Annotated in this window: 11 protein-coding genes; 3 read left to right on the top strand and 8 right to left on the bottom strand. The window is 71.3% G+C overall.

All coding sequences use genetic code 11. The features are described from left to right. Positions 1-97: 97 nt before the first annotated feature. From CEG14_RS21780 to CEG14_RS21755, 6 genes are all read right to left on the bottom strand, one after another. Positions 98-1135: a sensor domain-containing diguanylate cyclase gene (locus CEG14_RS21780; RefSeq protein ID WP_094828492.1), complete on the bottom strand. Its 1038-nt coding sequence runs from the start codon at positions 1133-1135 to the stop codon at positions 98-100. Positions 1136-1246: 111 nt separating this feature from the next. After that, complete coding sequence (locus tag CEG14_RS21775) at positions 1247-4147, bottom strand: WG repeat-containing protein (RefSeq protein ID WP_094828491.1); 2901 nt, start codon at positions 4145-4147, stop codon at positions 1247-1249. Then, positions 4147-7392 carry a WG repeat-containing protein gene (locus CEG14_RS21770; protein ID WP_094828490.1) on the bottom strand — a complete coding sequence of 1082 codons (3246 nt, stop codon included), beginning with the start codon at positions 7390-7392 and terminating at the stop codon, positions 4147-4149. Before CEG14_RS21770 ends, CEG14_RS21775 begins: the two co-directional genes overlap by 1 nt. A gap of 352 nt (positions 7393-7744) precedes the next feature. Next, positions 7745-10177: a response regulator gene (locus CEG14_RS21765; protein WP_094828489.1), complete on the bottom strand. Its 2433-nt coding sequence runs from the start codon at positions 10175-10177 to the stop codon at positions 7745-7747. 4 nt (positions 10178-10181) lie between these two features. Continuing rightward, complete coding sequence (locus CEG14_RS21760) at positions 10182-10655, bottom strand: response regulator (RefSeq protein ID WP_094828488.1); 474 nt, start codon at positions 10653-10655, stop codon at positions 10182-10184. Beyond that, positions 10652-12895 (bottom strand): ATP-binding protein, encoded by a 2244-nt coding sequence (locus CEG14_RS21755; RefSeq protein ID WP_094828487.1) that lies wholly within the window; start codon positions 12893-12895, stop codon positions 10652-10654. Before CEG14_RS21755 ends, CEG14_RS21760 begins: the two co-directional genes overlap by 4 nt. Before the next feature lie 197 nt (positions 12896-13092). Here CEG14_RS21755 and CEG14_RS21750 point away from each other — a divergent pair, with 197 nt between their 5' ends. Both CEG14_RS21750 and CEG14_RS21745 read left to right on the top strand, forming a co-directional pair. Continuing rightward, complete coding sequence (locus CEG14_RS21750; RefSeq protein ID WP_179280652.1) at positions 13093-14025, top strand: LysR family transcriptional regulator; 933 nt, start codon at positions 13093-13095, stop codon at positions 14023-14025. Positions 14026-14094: 69 nt separating this feature from the next. Next, a complete protein-coding gene (locus tag CEG14_RS21745) occupies positions 14095-14514 on the top strand; it encodes a hypothetical protein (RefSeq protein WP_094828485.1) in 420 nt (139 codons plus the stop codon). Positions 14515-14591: 77 nt separating this feature from the next. Here the strand turns inward: CEG14_RS21745 and CEG14_RS21740 are convergent, their stop codons facing one another. After that, positions 14592-16280 (bottom strand): ATP-binding protein, encoded by a 1689-nt coding sequence (locus tag CEG14_RS21740; protein ID WP_094828484.1) that lies wholly within the window; start codon positions 16278-16280, stop codon positions 14592-14594. Positions 16281-16364: 84 nt separating this feature from the next. Then, complete coding sequence (locus tag CEG14_RS21735) at positions 16365-17591, bottom strand: MFS transporter (protein ID WP_094828483.1); 1227 nt, start codon at positions 17589-17591, stop codon at positions 16365-16367. Positions 17592-17693: 102 nt separating this feature from the next. Between CEG14_RS21735 and CEG14_RS21730 the strand changes: the two genes are divergently transcribed. Next, on the top strand, positions 17694-18659 hold the full coding sequence (locus tag CEG14_RS21730) for a LysR family transcriptional regulator (RefSeq protein WP_143277257.1): 966 nt from the start codon (positions 17694-17696) through the stop codon (positions 18657-18659). Positions 18660-18796 lie beyond the last annotated feature (137 nt).

The raw sequence follows: 18796 nt of genomic DNA, 5'->3' as shown, positions 1-18796 counted from the left end.
AGCGCGGTCGTCGCAGCACAAGTGGTGCAAGTTGTAAGGCGGTGCTGCGGGCGCGCGCGCTGGCGAACTGTGCGCCGTGCGTGGCGCGCCCGGCGGTTCAGCCGTTGAGGTGTTTGCGGGTGCGCTTGATCTCGTACATGCGCGTGTCCGCCAGCCGCACCGAGGTCTCGGCATCCATGTTGAGCGGGTCCACCGAGACCACGCCCACGCTCGCGCCGGGGTATTCGATCACCCGGTCGCCCAGGCGATAGGTGCCGGCCGTGGCGGCGGCCGTGCGCAGCTGCAGCGTCTGCGCCGCGAGCTGGGTGTCGCTCGCGCCGAGATCGTCGAGCTCGGGATCGGGCGTGGGCCCGGGGCCGACCAGCAGGAACTCGTCGCCGCCGACGCGGCCGACCATGTCGGAGGCGCGCAGGCTCTCGGCCAGGCGCCGGCCCACGGCCTGCAGGAATTCGTCGCCGCACTGGTGGCCGTAGGTGTCGTTGATCATCTTGAAGCCGTCGAGGTCGATCACGCCCACCAGCACGGTGCCGCCGGCGCGCTCGGCGCGCTTGAGCAGGCGCTCCAGCTCCTCGAACACGGCGCGCCGGTTCGGCAGGCCGGTGAGCGTGTCCGTCATGGCGTACGCCATCAGCTTGGCGTTGGCCTGCTGCAGGTTGTCCAGCAGGCGCTCGCGCTCGATGAAGCTTGCCACCAGGTTGGAAAACAGCTTGAGCAGGGCATTGGCATCGGGCGCGAGCTGGCGCTTGCCCGAGCTGGCCGCGCACAGCGTGCCGAGCAGCTTGCCGTCGTCGTTGAGGATGGGCGTGCTGAGGTAGGTCTGGATGCCGAGCTGGCGCGCGGCCTCGGAATCGCCCCAGCAGCTGGCCACGTCGTCGGTATAGAGGCGGTCTTCGTCGATGGCACGCTTGCACAGCGTGTCCGACCACTTGACCGTGAGCCCTTCCGGAATCGTCAGGTCGCCGACGTTGCGCGCGAAGCGCACCTTTTGCTCGTCGCGGTCGAGGTCGATCGAGGTGAGGTAGGTGGACTCCATCCCGGTGACGGTGCTCAACATCTGCAGCAGCGGCCGCGTGAGCGCCTCGATGGATTTTGCCTCCGGCAGCGCGGTGGCCAACTGGGAAAGAATCGGGTCCATTGATGCCTTCGAGTCGGTCGGCGCCCCGGTGCGGCGCGCCGCTCTGGCATGCTAGCCCGTGAGCGCGGGCGGGGGCAAGCCGCCGCCCGCGCGCCCGCGCCGTGCCCGGGTTCAGGGTTGGCAGCTCGCGGGCAGGGTGAGCGGCCACAGCCGCTCTCCCGTCGCGCCGTACAGCACGCGGATCCCGCATTGCAGGCCCGCGCGCGCCAGCACCCGGCCCTGCGTGTCGATCAGCATCGACTGCGCATCGGTGGACACCACCGCGCGCTGGCCGCTGAACGGCGAGGCCGCCACATAGGCCGGCGCGATGGCGAAGATCCCGCGCGCATCGAGATAGCCCACGCTGTCGCCGGCATTGGCCAGCGCCAGGCCGTCGTGGCGCTCGCCGAGATAGCGGTAGGCCACCGGCGGCACCGGCGTGCCGGGCTTGAGCGCCACCGCGCGCGCGAGGTTGTCGCGGTCTTTCAGCACCACCACGTCTTCGGACGGCGTGGTGCCGTAGCCCTCGAGCGTGTGCAGCACCTTGCCGTTCGTGTCGGCGTACTGGATCTCGGGCTCGCCGTCGTCGTCGAGGCGCTGGTTGATCAGCCACTTGCCGTCGGCCGAGGCCTGCCAGTCGCCCGGCGGCAGCGTGGCCACCGTCTTGCCCGCGCCGTCGATCAGGCGGGGTTCGTTGGCGTAGCCCAGCGGCATCACGGCGCGCGCCGGCTGGCCGCTGAACGGCGTGCCGGGCGTTTCGGTGCGCAGTTGCCAGCCGCCTTGCGCGTCGAGATAGCCGAACTCCGGCTGGCGGCTGATCTGCATCCAGCGGCCGGCGCGGGTGTAGTAGCCATTGCCCAGCGCGATGGGTTCGGCGCCGTCGGCGCCCACCAGCCAGCGCTGGCTCCCCGCATGCAGCACGATGAGGCCGTCGTCCTGCCGCTCCGACGCGCCCAGGCCGGGCTGCCAGCCGAGCACGTCCTTGCCCTCGGCGTCCACCAGTTTGACCAGCGGCGGCTCGGCGTCCTCGGCGTCGGGGTCGACCGGCGTGTCCTGCGCCTGCTGCACCAGCCAGAGTCCGCCGTTGACGCGCTCGATCCCGGCGTAGTCGGCCGGAATGTGCCAGTTGCCCTGGGCGTCGATCACGCCGACCCGGCCGGGCGCCAGCGCCGCGACGGCCTTGCCGTCGACGAAGGGCCGCACCCAGGCGAGCTGCGGGCTCATCACTTCCTGGCCCGCGCGCAGGTCGTACAGGCCCCAGCGCGCATCGGCGGCGGCGTCGCGCACGTAGCGCGCCATGCCGGCGCCGATCGGCTCGAGGGCGAAGTTCTCCGGCAGCGCATGGATCTTGCCGTCGCGGTCGATCAGCTGCACCTGGTCGTCCTGCAGCGCGTAGGCGTAGCCATGGTCGAACAGACCGATGTGCTTCTGCGGCGGCAGCGACATGGGCTTGCCGCGCGCATCGAGCAGCACCACGCCGGCGTCGGTGGTGGCGGCGAAGCGCACCTGGTCGGCCGCCACCGGCGCCGCGGGCGGGCCGTAGTCGTCGTCAGGTTCCAGCACGTTGACTTCGTGCCACGACGGATCGGTGACCAGCGTGCCGTCGGCCAGCAGCAGGGCGGGGCCGCTCTCGCACTGGCAGTGGCTCGCGCGGCTCATCGCGACCGGCGCCTGCGGATCGCTGAAGGGCAGCTTCACCAGCAACAGGTCGGCCGAGGCCTTCATGGTGGCCTCGTCCATCAGCAGGTGGCCATCGGCATCCACGATGTTGAGCAGACGCTGGCCGCCATCGCGCAGCCAGAGCCGGCCCGCGCGCACTTCGGCGTGGCCGAGCTCGGTCATCCAGGCCGGCGCCTGGTCGCCATGCATCCAGGTCCCCTTGGGCGTGAGCAGGCTGTAGCGGCCGGACGCGGTGTCGCGGAACACGACGTAGCCGTCGATCTCGTCCGCGACCTCGAGCGAGCCCTTGGCGCCCAGCGTGAGCGCGCTCTCCTGGCCCGGAACGAGCGCCTTGAGCACGTCGCCGTCCGGATAGATAAGGAAGGCGCCCTGCACGGCGGTCTGCTGCGCGTCTTTTTCCTTGAGCGTGACGCGTTCGCGGCCCTCGCCGTCGATCACCACCCAGCCCTTGTACTCGGGCAGCTGGGCCGACCAGAAGTTGCTGCGGTCGATGCGATGGATGCGCTCGAAGCCGCGGCCACGGCCGATCTCCGTGCCCTTGCGGTCGATCAGCACGACCTCTTCTTCGGCCACCGCCAGCGCGAGCGGGGCGCCGTCGGTGACCTCGATCTCGTGATAGGTGGGCTGGATCTTCCAGTCCAGGCCCTCGTCCTCGAGCACCCCGTACCGTCCTTCCTCGTTGCTGCCCACGATCAGGCCGGGGCCCAGCGTCTTGTGCAGCTGGATGGCGCTGTCGCCGTACTGCCGCACGCCGTCGTCGCTGCGCAGTTCCTGGTGATAGATCACGTTGACCTGCGCCGGCAGGCCATCACGCAGCATGACCTCCTGCACGGTGTGGTCGAAGGCCGCGCCCACCTGGCGCCCGTCGCGGTCGATGAGCTTGCGCACGCCCTTCTCGTGCACCAGCGCGAGGCCGCTCGACACGAAGTCCTCGACCGCATCGAAGCGGGCGGGTACGGCGAACTTGCCGCGCGTGTCGATGAAGCCCCATTTGCCGCGGCGCTTGACCGCGGCGCGGCCATTGCGGAAATCGCGCGCCTCCTCGAAGCGCGGCACGATGGCGAGCCTGCCGTTCTCGTCGAGAAAGCCCCAGGCGTGGCGGCCCAGGCTTGCGTCGGTCGGCACGCGCTCGATCTCCTCGAGCGCCGAGGGCAGCAGCACGGCGGCGCGCCGTTCGGAAAGGTTGCGGATGCAGGCATTGACGTGCGAGGCCGGCATGGGATCGTCGGCCACGTAGTCGGCGGGCGCCGCGCAGTTCGGCAGGCCGACCATCTCGGCGGCCGCGCCGCTGCCGAAGCCTTGCAGCGCCAGCGCGAGCAGGGTCAGGCGCAGGGGGGAAGAGAACTTGGACATCACGGATTCTTCGCGGCTTGGGGGTTGGCCGGGGCGGCGGTGGTGAGGGCGCGGGCGCGCTGGCACGTCAGCGGTTCGCGCGGCCAGGTGACGCGGCCGTCGGCGTCCAGCACGGCCAGCACGCCGCACAGCGGCAGCAGGCGCGCCATCGGCTTGCCGTCGGTGTCGATGAACTGCAGCTGGCCCGGCACGCGCACCAGGGCGCGGCCGCCGGCGAAGTCGTTGGCTTCGAGATAACGCGGCGGGATCGCATAGCGGCCGGTGGTGTCGATGTAGCCGAGCCACTTGCCGCTGCGGTCCGCGCGCTGGGCCCAGGCGCGGCCCTGCTTCATCGCGCCCAGCTTGTCGAAGTAGGGGCCCACGATGCGCACGCCCGCCGCGTCGAGCAGGCCGAAGCGGCCGTGCTCCTCGCGGTACGGCACCACGCCTTCGCTGGCATGGTCGTCGTCGATGGCGTAGGTGCCGGCGAGCGTGGTGACGAGGCGGCCCTGCAGGTCGGTGACGCGGGTCTCGCGGCGTTCGTCGTCGCTGAACGCGATGCGCTTCATCGAGGCGAGCGGCATGCCGTCGCCGAGCTGCGGCAACACCTTGCGCCCCTGCTCGTCCACCACGTAGTAGTGGCCCTCGGTGTAGAGGCGCGCCAGCGCCTCGGGCTGCACGAAGAAGGGATTGAACTCGCCCTGCTCGGGCGCGATGCGCCAGTTGCCGCGCGCATCGATCGCGCCGTTGCCCCCGTCGAACGACAGGTGCAGCCAGTTGCCGTAGACCTCGTGGCGCCCCGGCTGGGTGCGCGCGACCTGCACGCTGGTGCCGATCGGGCCGACCAGCACCAGCGAGCCGTCGTCGCGCTGGCCGAGCCAGCGGTCGTTGCCGAGCTTGCGCGGCTCCTGGCGGAAGGGTTCGCTGCTGCGGCCGGTGCGCAGATCGATGAGGCGGTAGTTGTCGTTGCGCTCGCGGACCCGCAGGATGCCGCCTTCCTGGAAGTTGAAGCTGTAGCCGCCCTCGAAGGTCGGCGCCACCACCCACTTGCCGTTCAGGTCGATCACGCCCCACTTGCCGTCGCGCTCGGCGGCGGCCCAGTCGCCGGTGAATTCCTGCAGCGAGTCGTACATGCCGTCGCCCACGGGGGCGTTGCGTTTGATGCTCCACAGGCCCCATTGCTCGCGGCCTTTGCGGCCGCGCTCGCGATAGCGCAGCACGTCGCCGCGCAGGCGGTCGCCGTCTTCGGCGATGCGGGCGGGCAGCGGCACGGGCTTGCCATGGGCATCGATCAGCACGGGCTTGTCGCCGCGGCCCCGACCGGTATAGGCCCAGGTGTAGTCGGCATTGAAGTACTCGATGCCGCTGAACGTCGGCGCAACCTGCCAGTCGCCGTTGGCGTCGACCGCACCCATCTTGCCGTCCTTGGTCCGAACGGCGACGGGCATGCGGCGGTCGTCGCCGCCGATCTCGGCCCACTCCGGGCGCGACACGAGCTCGCCGGACAGCGTCAGCAGCGCGGGCGGGCGTTCGTAGTCGCGCGCCGTCAGGTAGGCCAGGGGCAGCTGGCGCGCGCCGGCCGCGGCGTCGGCGTCGCGGCCGGCGCTGAAATGCCAGAGCCGGTAGGCGCCCATGGCGTTGACCGTGGCGGGCGAGAGCAGCGGGCGGCCGTCGCGCTCGTAGACCTGCACCACGCGCGCGCCTTCCCAATCCTCGGCGCCGGCGACGTCGACGGCGGCGTCGTCCGCATCCTGCGCATCGGCGGCGACGGCCGGCGCCGCGCCGGCCACGTCGGCGGCCGCCGTGGCGTCGGCCGCCGCAGCATCGGCTGCCGCGGCATCGGCCGCCGCAGCAGCGGCTGCCGACCGCGCGGTGTCGTGTTCGGTACTGTCGGCGGCCGGGCCGGCCTCGGTGGCGGGCGGCGAGACGGCCGCGTCGGCCTCCTCGGGCGCCTCCGTGACCGCCTCGGCGACCGCATCCGGCGCCATCGGGGGCGGCGGCACGACGACGGCCTGCGGCGGCGGCATGCCCGGGGGCGACGGTGGCGTGGGCGGCGCGATCGTCGGCGTGGCGTCGGGGCGCGTCTGGCTGACCCAGGCGCGGCCGTTGCGGAATTCGATCGAGTAGTGGCCCGCGTCGAGCGTCACCGGCTTGCCCTGCGGCGGCACCAGCATCGTGCCCTGCTCGCCCTGCACCAGGATCCAACCCTCGCGCTGGTCGAGCCGCAGGTATTCGGCCGGATCCTGCATCACGGTCTGGAGCCGCGCATCCACCACGATGAAGCCGCCTTCCGTGCGTTGCAGCGCCCAGAGACTGTCGCCCACGTTCTGCACGCCGCGGTAGCGCGCTTCGTCGGCCGGCTTGCCGCTGGCCCCGTCGACCACCTGCCAGGTGTCGTCGCGAAGCACGGCGAAGTGCGTGCCGATGCGGCGCGGCGCCTCGCGCGAGCGCAGCACGTCCGGCCGCACGGCCCAGCGGCCCTGGTCATCGAGCATGCCCCATTCGCCGCCGTAGCGCGAGCTGCGCGATTGCGCGGGCAACAATCCGCCCTGCGGCTCGCCCAGCGCCATCACGTCGTCGGGCAGCGCGCGGGCCTTGCCCGTGCGGGTGTCGAGCAGCAGCGCCGTGCTCGGGCCTTCCATGGCGGCCAGGCGCTGGCCCGGCTGGAAACCCCAGGTGCGCGTGCCGAGCGGGAAGGTCTTCAGGACCTTGCCCTGGCGGTCGATGAGCACATCGTGCTCGTTCAGGGTGACGAGGGCGCTGCCTTCGGCGTTGAAGCCGGTGGCGCTGTCGAAACGCGGCGCGATGGCCCACTTGCCCTGCCGGTCGAGATAGCCCCATTTGCCGTCCTGCATCGCGGCCGCCAGGCCGTTCTGGAACGGCTCGGCCTCGGCATAGGACGGGCCGATCGCCACGCGGCCCTGTGCATCGATGTAGCCCCAGCGCGCATCGTCGCCCTCGCCGGCCGCGAGCTTGACGGCCGCCAGGCCTTCGCTGAAGTCGCGCGCGCAGTCGGTGTCGCGCATCGTGTTCGAGACGCAGGTGTTGGCCCAGGTCCAGGTGGCGTCGGCCGCGTCCTGCTGATCGACCAGCGGCACGGGCGGCGGCGGATCGGCCGCAGGCGTGTCCGCCTGGGCCCGGGCCTGGGCCGACAGCGCGCATGCGACCGCCAGGGCGGCCCAATGCAGGGCAGGGTGCGGGCGGGTGCGCCCGGATGGTTGCGGGCGCGCGCGATCGCGCCCGTGCGTTCCTTCAGCCGTTCTCATGCAGTCCCCCCGGACGCTGCCGTCCGGCCTCTAACACTCGATCACACCCGGCCCATGCCGGGCGTGGCTAGGCTTCGCACGCGCGGCGGGCGGCCGGACAAGGCGGCCTTGCAGGGCGCGCGGTGCGAAGCGGCAACGGCGCGCGGCCGGGCGGTCCTGCTCGAAGACCGTCTGGCCGCGGGCCAACGCAAAGCGGCTCAGGCGAGCCCGGCCCGAGGGGCCGCATTGCAGGCAATGGCTTGCGCGGAAGTGTACTGACTTGGGATGGCGCGGCGCGACGCAGGCGTGACCAAACTTGTCTGAACCGTGACGAGTTTTTGCGTGCGCGGCCGCGCACGGCGCGGCACGCGCGTCAGGCGCGCGCGCGCAGCCGGGCCAGGGCCTCGAACAGGTGTTCGCTGCGGTAGGGCTTGGGCAGGTAGTCGAAGCGGATGTCGCCGTCGAAACGGGCCTGCAAGGCCGGGGAGGGCGCGCCGCTGACCATGAGCAGGGGCAGCGCGGGATGAAGGCTGCGCAACTGGGCGGCCAGGTCGGCGCCGCTCATGTCGGGCAGGCCGACGTCGATCAGCGCGGCGCTGAACGCCGGCGCGGCGTCCTGGCCGATGACGCCGAGCGCTTCGCCGCCGGTGGCGGCCAGGGTGGCATCGTAGCCTTCGCCGTCGAGCATCTCGGCGGTGAGTTCGCGCAGCAGTTCGTCGTCTTCGACCACCAGCACGCGCGGGCGCGCGCCGGCCGGGGCGGTGCGCTGCGCCGCGGCCGCGGAGATCGAGCCGACCGGCGGCGCACTGACGACCGCATCGGCTGCCGTGCTGGCCGCCGCACTCGCCGCGGAGCTGCCCGCGCTGTCGAGCTGCATGCGCACCATGCGGGCCAGGTCGTGGTGTTCGTAGGGCTTGGCCAGCAGCGCCACGTCGGCGTCGAGCCGGCCCTGGCGCAGCAGCGATTCGGCCGCGTAGGCCGAGGTGTAGAGCACCGGCAGCGCGGGACGGCGTTCGCGCACCGCGGCCGCCAGCTGGCGGCCGTTCATGCCCGGCAGGCCCACGTCGGTGAACAGCAGGTCGATGCGTGCCGGCGTGTCGATCAGCGCCAGCGCGGCCTCGGCATGGGCCGCGGCCAGGGTCTGGTAGCCCAGGGCCTGCAGCGCGTCCAGGGCGTGCTCGCGCACGCCGTCGTTGTCTTCGACGACCAGCACCGTTTCGCCTTCGCGCGCGCGCGCAGGCGGGGCGGCAGGATCGGTTTCGGGCAGGGCCTGCTCGGTGGCGGCGGCGGTGGTGCGCGGCAGGAACAGGTCGATCGTGGTGCCCTTGCGCAGCGCGGAGGCGATGCGCACGTGGCCGCCCGACTGCGCCACGAAACCGTAGACCTGGCTCAGGCCCAGGCCCGTGCCGTGGCCGGCGGCCTTGGTGGTGAAGAAGGGCTCGAACACCTTGGCCATGGTGGCCTCGTCCATGCCGACGCCCGTGTCGGAGATGCGCAGCATCAGGTAATCGCCGGGCCGCACGCCTTCCTGGCGCGCGCAGTAGTCGGCATCGAGCGTGGTGTTTTGCGTGCGCAGGCGCAGCGACCCGCCGTCGGGCATGGCATCGCGCGCATTCACCGCCAGGTTGATGATGGCGTTCTCGAGCTGGTTCGGATCGGCCTCCACCGGCCAGGCGTCGTCGGCCAGCGTGAAGTCGAGCGTGATCTGCTCGCCCAGCGTGCGCGCCAGCAGCTCCGACAGCCCGCGCGTGAGGCCGTTGAGATCGAGGCGGCGCGGCGCGAGCGGCTGGCGCCGCGAGAAGGCCAGCAGGCTGCCGGTGAGCTCGGCGGCACGGCGCGCGCCGCTGGCCGCGTTGGCCAGCGCATCGCGCTGCTGCTGCGTCAGGGGCGACTTGGAACGCTGCACGCGTTCGAGGTTGCCCAGGATGATGGTGAGCAGGTTGTTGAAGTCGTGCGCCACGCCGCCGGTGAGCTGGCCCAGCGATTCCATCTTCTGCACCTGGCGCAGGCGCGATTCGAGCTCGCGCCGGTCGTCCACGTCGCGGCCGGCGGCGTAGAAGTGGCCGGCCTCGGTGGGCACGAAGGTCCAGGCATACCAGCGCTGGCGCGTGCCCACCTGCAGGCGCAGGTCCACGTCGCGCAGCACCTCGCCGCGCGCGCTGCGCGCCATGGCCTGGCGCGCGGGCTCGCGGTCGGCCGGCGCCACCTGGTCGGCGAACGACAGGCCGCGCAGGTCGGAGGCGTCGAGCGCCATCATGCTGGCCGGATTGGCGCTCTGGATGATGCCCTGCGCGTCGCAGATGATGAACAGATCCTGGCTCAGGCGCCACACCACGTCGCGTTCGCGCGTGCGGGTCTGCACCGCCGCCTCCAGCGAGGCGTTGATTTCCTGCAGGCGCGACTCCGCCGTGCGCCGGGCCTGCCGTTCGCGCGCCTCGGTGAAGGCGCGCTCCACGGCGGCGGGCAGGCGCGCCAGGCGCTGCTTGACCACGTAATCGGTGGCGCCGCGCTTGAGCGATTCGATCGCCACCTCTTCACCCAGCGTGCCGGAGACGAAGATGAAGGGCGTGTGAGGGGCGACGGCATGCGCCATGTCGAGCGCGCTCATGCCGTCGAAGGCCGGCAGCACGTAATCCGCGAGGATCAGGTCGTAGCTGCGTTCCTGCAGGGCATTGGCGAAGGCCTGTCGCGTCCAGACGCGGTTGATCGATGCGTCCAGGCCGCCCCGGCGCAGGTACTCCTGCACCAGTTCGGCGTCGAGGTCGCTGTCTTCGAGCAGCAGAATGGAAAGCGACTGGCGATTCATGCGTTCAGGCGGGGGTGACTTTCATCGGCACGGTGCGAACCTTGCCCGGATGTGTTTCGTTCAGGATGGCCCAGAACATGCCGAGCTCGCGGATGGCGCGGAAGAAATCCTGGAAGTCCACCGGCTTGACGACGAAGGCGTTCACGCCCAGGTCGTAGCTCTTGACCAGGTCCGACTCCTCGCGCGAGGCGGTCAGCATGACCACCGGGATGTGGCGGGTGTCGGGATTCTTCTTGATGCGCTCCAGCACCTCGAGGCCGTCGATCTTGGGCAATTTCAGATCGAGCAGCACCACGGCGGGATCGCCATCGGAGCGGCCCGCGTGTGCGCCCTGCGACAGGAGCCAGTCCAGCGCTTCGACGCCGTCGCGGGCGGTGATGACCTCGTTCGCGAGCTGGCTGCGCTCCAGCGCGACGAGCGTGAGCTCGAGGTCCTTGGGGTTGTCTTCGACCAGCAGTATTTTTTTCAGTGAACTCATGTGCGGACGTCCTGCTTGTCAGGCAAGGCAAAGTAAAAGGTGGCGCCGTGGTCGACCTGGCCTTCGGCCCAGGCCCGGCCGCCGTGGCGTTCGGCAATCCGGCGCACATTCGCCAGGCCGATTCCGGTGCCCTCGAACTCTTCCATGCGGTGCAGCCGCTGGAATACGCCGAAGAGCTTGTTGACGTAGGCCATGTCGAAACCGACGCCATTATCTGCGAAACGATAGACGATTTCTCCGTTTTCGCGTGTGCTCGAAATGCGGATCACGGCGGGGTCGCGCGGACGGGTGTATTTGATGGCGTTGCCGACCAGATTCTGCACCACCTGGCGCAGCATGCCGCCGTCGCCCCAGGCCGGCGCGAGGTCATCGACCTGCCATTCGATACGGCGTCCTTCCGTGCTGCTGCTGAACACGTCGCGGGTGTCGTGCACCAGCCGGTTCATGTCGATCTGGGTCGGCGCCAGCGTGGAGCGGCCGACCTGCGAGAAGCCCAGCAGGTCGTCCACCAGCTGGCCGGCGGTGAAAGCCGATTCGATGATGGTGTCCACGTACCGGGTCGCGCGCTCGTCGTCGCGCACGCCCTCGGTGTCTTTCAGCAGCTCGGCATAGCCCACGATGTGGCGGAACGGCGCCCGCAGATCGTGCGACACCGAATAGGAAAACGCCTCCAGCTCCTTGTTGCTGCGCTTGAGCTCATCGGTCAGGGCGGCCAGCTCCTCGGCCTTGCGCATCACGATGCTCAGGATGGCGGCGCGGAACGATTGCGCGGTGTCGACCTCGGGCGCGCTCCAGGGATGGGCCTGGTCGCGCACGGTTTCCTTCCAGATCTCGAACGAGTTGCGCGGATGCAGCGGCCCGCTCGCGGGGGACGGCTTGCGCGGGTCGCCGCCCCAGTTCACCGTCTGCACCACTTCGGGGCGGAACCACAGCACATAGCTGTTGTGCATCTGCGAGATCGAGATCGCCAGCATGCCGCTGGCCGTGTCGCCCCATTGCGCCGCCTCCGGGATCGCGTCGCGCAGGCGCTGGGTGGCATACACCTCGCGCATCGGCTGCTCGCGCGCCAGCCAGTCGGCGATCAGCCGCAGCTGCGATTCGCCGGGCGTGGCGCCGACGGTGCGGACCTCGCCCGCGAACAGCACGGCCGCGCCCTGGGCATTGGCCAGCGCCAGCAGGTCCTCGGGGTGCGCCACCAGGCCGTCGACGAAGTGCTTTTCGGCCGCCATGTCGGCCAGCAGCCGGGCCTGGATGCTCTGCAGCGACACGCGTTCGAGCGCATCCGCGGCGCGGGCACGGCGCGAGAGCTGCATGCCCAGCACCTGGGCGATCAGGTCGCAGGCGGTGCGGATGTGCAGCGGCGCGCGCTTGGCCTGCGCGTGGTGGCACGACATCAGGCCCCAGAGCCGGCCGTCTTCCATGATGGAGAACGACATCGACGACGGCGTGCCCATGTTGCGCATGTATTGCACATGGACCGGGGAGACGCTGCGCAGCGTCGAATAGGTGAGGTCGAGCGGCGCGCGGGTCTGCGGGTTGAGCGCCGGCACCAGCGGCACCGGCGCGTACTCGATGTCGGGGATCAGCCGCACGCGATTGACGCGGTAGAGCTCGCGCGCCTGCGCGGGGATGTCGCCGGCGGGAAAGCGCAGGCCGAGATAGGAGGGCAGGGCCTGGTTGCCCGATTCGCCCACCACCGTGCTGTGCCAGTCTTCGTCGAAGCAATAGATCAGCACCCGGTCGAAACCGGTGATGCGGCGCACCTCGGCGGCGGTATAGGCGTGCAGCTCCTCGAGCGAGGTGGTGGCGGGCACCCGCTCCATGTACTCGCGGATATGGGGATAGAGCGTGTCGAGCGAGCCCGACGGGGCGCCCGCCTGCACCTCGAACTCGAGCACCAGCGTGCCGGGCGCGGCGCGGAACATCGTGGCGTGGTAGGCGGCGCCGGAAACCTCGAGCGGGCCGAGATACACGGCACGCTCGTCGGGAGGCGTTCCGGGCAGGATGGCCATCAGCCCGGCGCCGAACACCTTGCGCACGTCCTGCCCGAGCAGGCTGGCGGTGTCGTGGCCGAGCAGCGGCCCCGCATTGGCACTGACCTGCTCGATGGCGTAGGTCGAGGCGTCGAGGGCGATCAACAGCCCGTGAGGCTGGATGCTGCCGGGGATACGGATCGGTTCATTCTCGCACGCGGCGAGATTCAATTCCGGCGCGGGCGTGGACGAAGCGTTGATGACCATGGACAAATCCTGATTGCGAGGCACTAGTATTGCATGCAGACGCAACCGGGGACGGTCACGCGATGTGTCGGCACGCCCACTTTGTTTCGCGAGGCATGACGCCAACGCGTTCTGGCAACATCATGTCACGCCAGCAAGCCTCGTGCCCGGGCGAGTCCCGATGGCGCGGCGGCGTGGCCCCGGTAAGATCGCGCGCCATGAACGTACGATTTCTCGAATCGCTGGTGTGGGTCGCCCGCCTCGGCAGCTTCAAGGCCGCCGCCGACCGCCTGTGCACCACGCCCGCCGGGCTGTCCAGCCGCATCGCCACCCTGGAGGCGCAGCTGGGCGTGCGGCTGTTCGATCGCGACAGCCGCGCCGCGACGCTCACGCCCGACGGCGCGCGGCTGCTGCCGCACGCCGAACGCATGCTCGCCGTCCAGGCGGAGATGCTGGCCGAGGCCGGCCAGGGCGGTGCGCTGCGCGGCACGCTGCGGCTGGGCGTGGTGGAGACCGTGGCGTCGACCTGGCTCGCGCCGCTGATCGCGCGCTACGCCGATCAGTACCCGCGCGTCACGCTCGAGGTCGAATCGCTCGACACGCCGGCGCTGCACGAGCGGCTGCTGCGCGGCGCGCTCGACTGCGTGGTCACGACCGAGGCGGTGCCCCACGGCCTGGCCGAGAACCGCCCCATCACCCGCCTGGCCACCGCCTGGTACGCCCACCCGTCGCTGCTGGCGCGGCTGCCCGCGCATGCGCCGGGCTTCGCCGACCTGGCCGCGCTGCCCATCGTGGCCTTCACGCGCGAGTCGCCGCTGCACCGTCCCATCGTGCGCGCGGCCCAGGAGGCCGGGCTGGCCGGGGCCGTCCGGGTGCACCATTTCTCGTCGCTCGGCGCGATGACCGCGCTGGTCCGGGCCGGCTTCGGCGTGGCGCTGTTGCCCTGCGCCGCGGTGCCGGCGGAGCGGGGGCCGGAGGCGCTGGTGGCGCTGGACGTGCGGCCGGCCCCGCAGCCCCTGCCGCTGATCGCGAGCCAGCGGCTGGACCAGGCCGCGCCGCTGGCCGATGCCATGCTGGCGCTGGCGCCCGCGGTCTGCGCCGCCTATTTCGCCGAGCGCGGCGAGGCCCGGCGCTGCCTGGCGGACCATTAAGAAATTCTTGTCGGCGGCGCACAGATTTTCGCGCTTGTGGGCCGGGCACGGGCTCTCTAAGCTGCGCCCATGAACTCCGACACCGCCCCCCACATCGCCAAGCCGCACCGCGAATTCTTTCGCATCGCGTTCGACACCGATCCGCTGCCCGGCGTGGGCTGGCGGCCGGTGGCGGGCTTCGACGGCCGCATCCAGGAGCTGATCCTGGCCGACAATCTCGATCCGCTGCGCCGCCGCGGCAGCCGCACGCGGCTGGCGCGCTGGGCGCCCGGCACGCTGCTGCCGGCCCCGGTCAGCCATGACTTCCATGAAGAGGTGTTTCTCGTGAGCGGCGACCTGGTGGTGGGCTGTGACGCGCACGGCGAGGGCGGCGAGGTGTTTCTCGCGCACACCTACGCGTGCCGCCCGCCTGCGGTGCCGCACGGCCCGTTCGTGTCGCGCGGCGGCTGTGTGATGCTGGAATTCCAGTACTACGACGCGCTCGGCTGAGTTACGGCGCGGCCGGCGATTTTCGGCGCGGCCAGCGGTTTACGGCGCGGCCGGCGGTTTACGGCGCGGCCGGCGGTTTACGACGCGGCCGGCAGGTCGGGCCGGGTGAGTCGTTGCACGCGCAACGCCAGCGCGTCGAAGTCCACCGGCTTGCTGACGATGTCCACGCCCGGACCGCGCTCGTCTTCCGAAACCGCATCGGCGCCGTAGCCGGTGATGAACAGCACGGGCAGCGCGGGCAGCCGCTGGCGTGCCTCCGCGGCCACGTCGCGTCCGCTCATGCGCCCCGGCAGGCCGAGGTCGGTGATGAGCAAATGGATCACGGGCGTGGCATCGAGCTGCGCCAGCGCGCCCGGGCCGTCCGCGGCCTCGACGACCCGATAACCCAGTTCGCGCAGGATCTCGGCCGTGAGGCTGCGCACCGCCTCTTCGTCGTCGACCACCAGCACGGTCTCGCCGCGTGCCTCGTGCTGCGCGGGCGCCGCCGGCAGCGCCTGCGCGGCGTCGGCGTGCGACAGCGCGTCGGCATGGCGCGGCAGGTAGAGCGTGACCGTGGTGCCCGCGCCGGGCTGCGAACGCACGCCGACGTGGCCGCCCGACTCGCGGACGAAGCGATACAGGATCGGCAGGCCCAGGCCGGTGCCCTGGCCGGTCGCCTTGGTAGTGTAGAAGGGCTCGAAGATGCGGGCCACGGTGTCGGCCGACATGCCGCAGCCGGTGTCGATCACGCTGACGGCGAGATAGGGGCCCGGCGCGGCACCCAGCGTGCGCGCCCGGGCCGCGTCGAGCGTCGCGTTGGCGGTCTCGATCACGAGGTCGCCGCCGGCCGGCATCGCGTCGCGCGCGTTGATGCAGAGGTTGAGCAGCGCATTCTCGAGCTGGTGCGCATCCGCGCGCACGGCCCACGGCGCGTGGACGAGTCGCAGGCGCAGGGTGATCGACGGCCCGATGCTGCGCGTGATGAGTTCGGCCATGCCGCGCACCAGCAGGTTGGGATCGATCGGCCGAGCGTCGAGCGATTGCGGGCGCGAGAACGCCAGCAGGCGCTGCGTCAGCGCGGCGGCGCGTTTGACGCCGGCCTGCGCGATCTCGAGATAGCGCGAGATGTCGGCGGTGGGATCCTGCGCCTGGCGCAGCGCGATCAGGTCGAGGCTGCCGGTGATGCTCGACAGCAGGTTGTTGAAATCGTGCGCGAGCCCGCCCGCGAGCTGGCCCACCGCTTCCATTTTCTGGGTCTGGTGCAGCAGCTCCTGGGCCTCGCGCAGGGCCTGTGCCTGGCGGCGCTCGGCGGCCACGCGGCCGGTGGTCTCGATCACGGTGTCGAGCATGCCCACCACCACGCCGTGCTCGTCGCGCACCGGGCTGTAGCAGAACGTGAAGGCGGCGTCTTCCTCTTCGCCATTGCGCTCGATGCGCAGCGGGAAATCCTCGATGAAGGTGGCTTCACCGGCGAAGGCGCGCTCGGCGATCGGGCTGATGGCGTGCCAGGCCTCGGCCCACACGTCGCTGAAGGGGCGCCCCATGGCCTCGGGCTTGCGGCCCAGGATGGGGTGGAATGCCTCGTTGTAGATCGTGATGAGCGACGGGCCCCAGGTCAGGCAGCAGGGGAACTTCGACGCGGACACCATCTCCGCCGCCACCTGGAGGGCCAGCGGCCATTGCGAGATCGGCCCGATCGGGGTGCGAGACCAGTCGCAGGCGCGGATGCGCTCGGTGAGGATCAGGCCATCTGGCGGGAGTTGCGTAGGCTCGGCGAGCGCATGCATGGAAAGGGCGCCAGTGGTGTTCGGGCTTTGATTCTAGCCCCATTTCACCGGCGCCCCGGATAAATCACCTGTCGTCGCCTGCGGTCAGGCGCCGCGCTGCGGTAGCAGGCGCAGGGTCAGCGCGCCGAGCGCGGCCACCATCGCCAGTGCGGTCACGCCGAGCCAGCCGGCATGCGTGAGGGCGAGGCTGCCGAGCGCCGCGCCGCCGGCCATGCCGATGAACATGCTCACCATCAGCACCGCATTGAGACGGCTGCGCGCGGCCGGGTCCAGGCCATACACGATGCTCTGGTGGGCGATCAGGGTCACCTGCACGCCGAGGTCGAAGCCGAGCGCGGCCCCCGCGAGCAGCACCAGACCGGCCTCGGGCGAGAGCGAGGGCAGGGCGAACATGGTGGCGAACGACACGGCGGTGAGCGCCGCGCCGATGCGCGTGACCAGCGCGGGGCCGCGGCGGTCGGCCAGCTTGCCGGCGAGCGGCGCGGCCACGGCACCCGCGGCACCGGCCAGGCCGAACGCGCCCGCGGCACCCGCGCCGAGATGGAACGGCGCGCCGTGCAGCATCACGGCCAGGGTCGACCAGAAGGCGCTGAAGCCGATCGACAGCAGGCCCTGTGCCAACGCCGCGCGGCGCAGCTTCGGATACTGGCGCCACAGGGCGGCCAGCGAGCGCAGCAGCGCGCCATAGGGCAGTTGCGAGGTCGGCGCGAAGTTCGGCAGGCCGCGCCACAGGGCCGCGCCGAGCAGCGCGATGCTCACGGCGGCCGCCATGAACATGGCGCGCCAGCCGAAGTGCTCGGCCACGAAGCCGCTCACCACGCGTGACAGCAGGATGCCCAGCAACAGGCCGGTCATGACCACGCCCACGGTCTTGCCGCGCACCTCGACCGGCGCCAGCGTGGCCGCGGCCGGCACGATGTCCTGCGCCAGGGTGGCCGACAGGCCCACCACGAAGCTGGCGCCCAGCAGCAGGCCGATGCCGGGGGCGGCGCCGCTGGCCAGCAGGGCCACGAAGAGCAGCGTGGTCTTGATCAGGATGATGCGCTTGCGGTCGTAGCGATCGCCCAGCGGCGCCAGCAGCAGGATGCCGGCGGCATAGCCCAGTTGGGTCAGGGTGGGCATCCAGCCCAGGGCGGCGTCGCTGGCGTGGATGTCGGCGCCCAGAATGCCCAGCATGGGCTGGCTGTAGTAGATCGAGGCCACGGCGAGGCCGGCGCCCAGGGCGAGCAGCAACAGCAGGGCGGCCGGCATCTGGGCCGTTTCGCTGGCCGGCGGCAGCGCGGCTGTATGCGTTGTTTGAATGGTGGACATGATGGGCAGATCCCGAGTTCGTAGAGTGACGAGATGGATTTTGCGCCGCACCATGCGCGCTGTGTAGACGCCATTCGGGTACATGGGTTATACGTTCGGCGTATGCCAACCATCCCTAAAGCCGCCCAGGCCCCCCTCGACGCTGGCGCGGGCGCCGATCGCATGCTGCTGATCGAGACCTTCGTGCGCATCGTCGATGCCGGCAGCCTGTCCGCGGCCGCCCAGCAGCTCGGCAGCACCCAGCCCACCATCAGCCGGCGGCTGCAGGCGCTGGAACGGTCGCTCGGCGTGCGCCTGCTGCAGCGCTCGACCCACGCCATGAATCTCACTGACGACGGGGTGCGCTGCTACGACCGCGCCAAGGACCTGATCGCGAGCTGGCAATCCTTCGAGAGCACGGTGCGCGGCGCCAACGACGAGCCGGCCGGCACGCTGCGCGTGGTCGCCCCGCACGCCTTCGGCCAGCAGCAGTTCGTCACGCCGCTGGCCGAGTACCTGGCCCGCTACCCGCGCATGAACGTGGAATGGTCGCTGCACGACCGGCCTCCCCAGTTCATCGCCGACGGCATCGACTGCGCCATCCAGGTGGGCCTGCCGCCCGATCCCGACGTGGTGGCGGTGCGGCTGGGCGAGGTGCCGCGCATCGTGGTGGCCGCGCCCGAGCTGCTGGGCGGCGGGCCCGTTCCGCAGCATCCGCGCGAACTCGGCGCGCTGCCCTGGGTGGCGCTGCGCATGTTCTACCGCGACGAGGTCACGCTGGCGCACGCGCAGTCCGGCGCCACCGAAACCTTCCCGATCGCGCCGCGCCTGTCCACCGACGGGCTCTATGCCGTGCGCACCGCGGCGGTGCTGGGCGTGGGGGCGGGCATCGTGTCCGCCTGGGCGGTGGCCGACGAGCTGGCCGACGGCCGGCTGGTGCAGCTCGCGCCCGCCTGGCGCGCGGCCCCGCTGCCGGTCTACCTGGTCTATCCGCCGGCGCGCTTCTACCCGGCGCGGCTGCGCCGCTTCATCGAGATCATGCGGGCCGGCGTGCCCCACACGCTGCTGGGCGCGTCGCCGCCGGTCTGAGCCGGTGCGGCCCGCGCACAGTGCCGGTCTGGCCTGCTGTGGGGTGGGCGCCGGCCCGCACCTCCGTTGCGGCGGCACGACAGCCACCGTTTCAATTTGATAATGAAATTGCGAATGACTCGCATTGGCTATAGCAT

Origin of the sequence: Bordetella genomosp. 1 (genome assembly GCF_002261335.1) — a bacterium.
Classification (GTDB): domain Bacteria; phylum Pseudomonadota; class Gammaproteobacteria; order Burkholderiales; family Burkholderiaceae_B; genus Bordetella.
This window is presented reverse-complemented; position numbering and strand designations above follow the sequence as displayed.

Bases quoted from the DNA above. Each gene is read 5' to 3' on its own strand.
- CEG14_RS21780 (WP_094828492.1), bottom strand. From the start codon at position 1,135: ATGGACCCGATTCTTTCCCAGTTGGCCACCGCGCTGCCGGAGGCAAAA.
- CEG14_RS21745 (WP_094828485.1), top strand. From the start codon at position 14,095: ATGAACTCCGACACCGCCCCCCACATCGCCAAGCCGCACCGCGAATTC.
- CEG14_RS21760 (WP_094828488.1), bottom strand. From the start codon at position 10,655: ATGAGTTCACTGAAAAAAATACTGCTGGTCGAAGACAACCCCAAGGAC.
- CEG14_RS21775 (WP_094828491.1), bottom strand. From the start codon at position 4,147: ATGTCCAAGTTCTCTTCCCCCCTGCGCCTGACCCTGCTCGCGCTGGCG.
- CEG14_RS21750 (WP_179280652.1), top strand. From the start codon at position 13,093: ATGAACGTACGATTTCTCGAATCGCTGGTGTGGGTCGCCCGCCTCGGC.
- CEG14_RS21765 (WP_094828489.1), bottom strand. From the start codon at position 10,177: ATGAATCGCCAGTCGCTTTCCATTCTGCTGCTCGAAGACAGCGACCTC.
- CEG14_RS21770 (WP_094828490.1), bottom strand. From the start codon at position 7,392: ATGAGAACGGCTGAAGGAACGCACGGGCGCGATCGCGCGCGCCCGCAA.
- CEG14_RS21740 (WP_094828484.1), bottom strand. From the start codon at position 16,280: ATGCATGCGCTCGCCGAGCCTACGCAACTCCCGCCAGATGGCCTGATC.
- CEG14_RS21735 (WP_094828483.1), bottom strand. From the start codon at position 17,591: ATGTCCACCATTCAAACAACGCATACAGCCGCGCTGCCGCCGGCCAGC.
- CEG14_RS21755 (WP_094828487.1), bottom strand. From the start codon at position 12,895: ATGGTCATCAACGCTTCGTCCACGCCCGCGCCGGAATTGAATCTCGCC.
- CEG14_RS21730 (WP_143277257.1), top strand. From the start codon at position 17,694: ATGCCAACCATCCCTAAAGCCGCCCAGGCCCCCCTCGACGCTGGCGCG.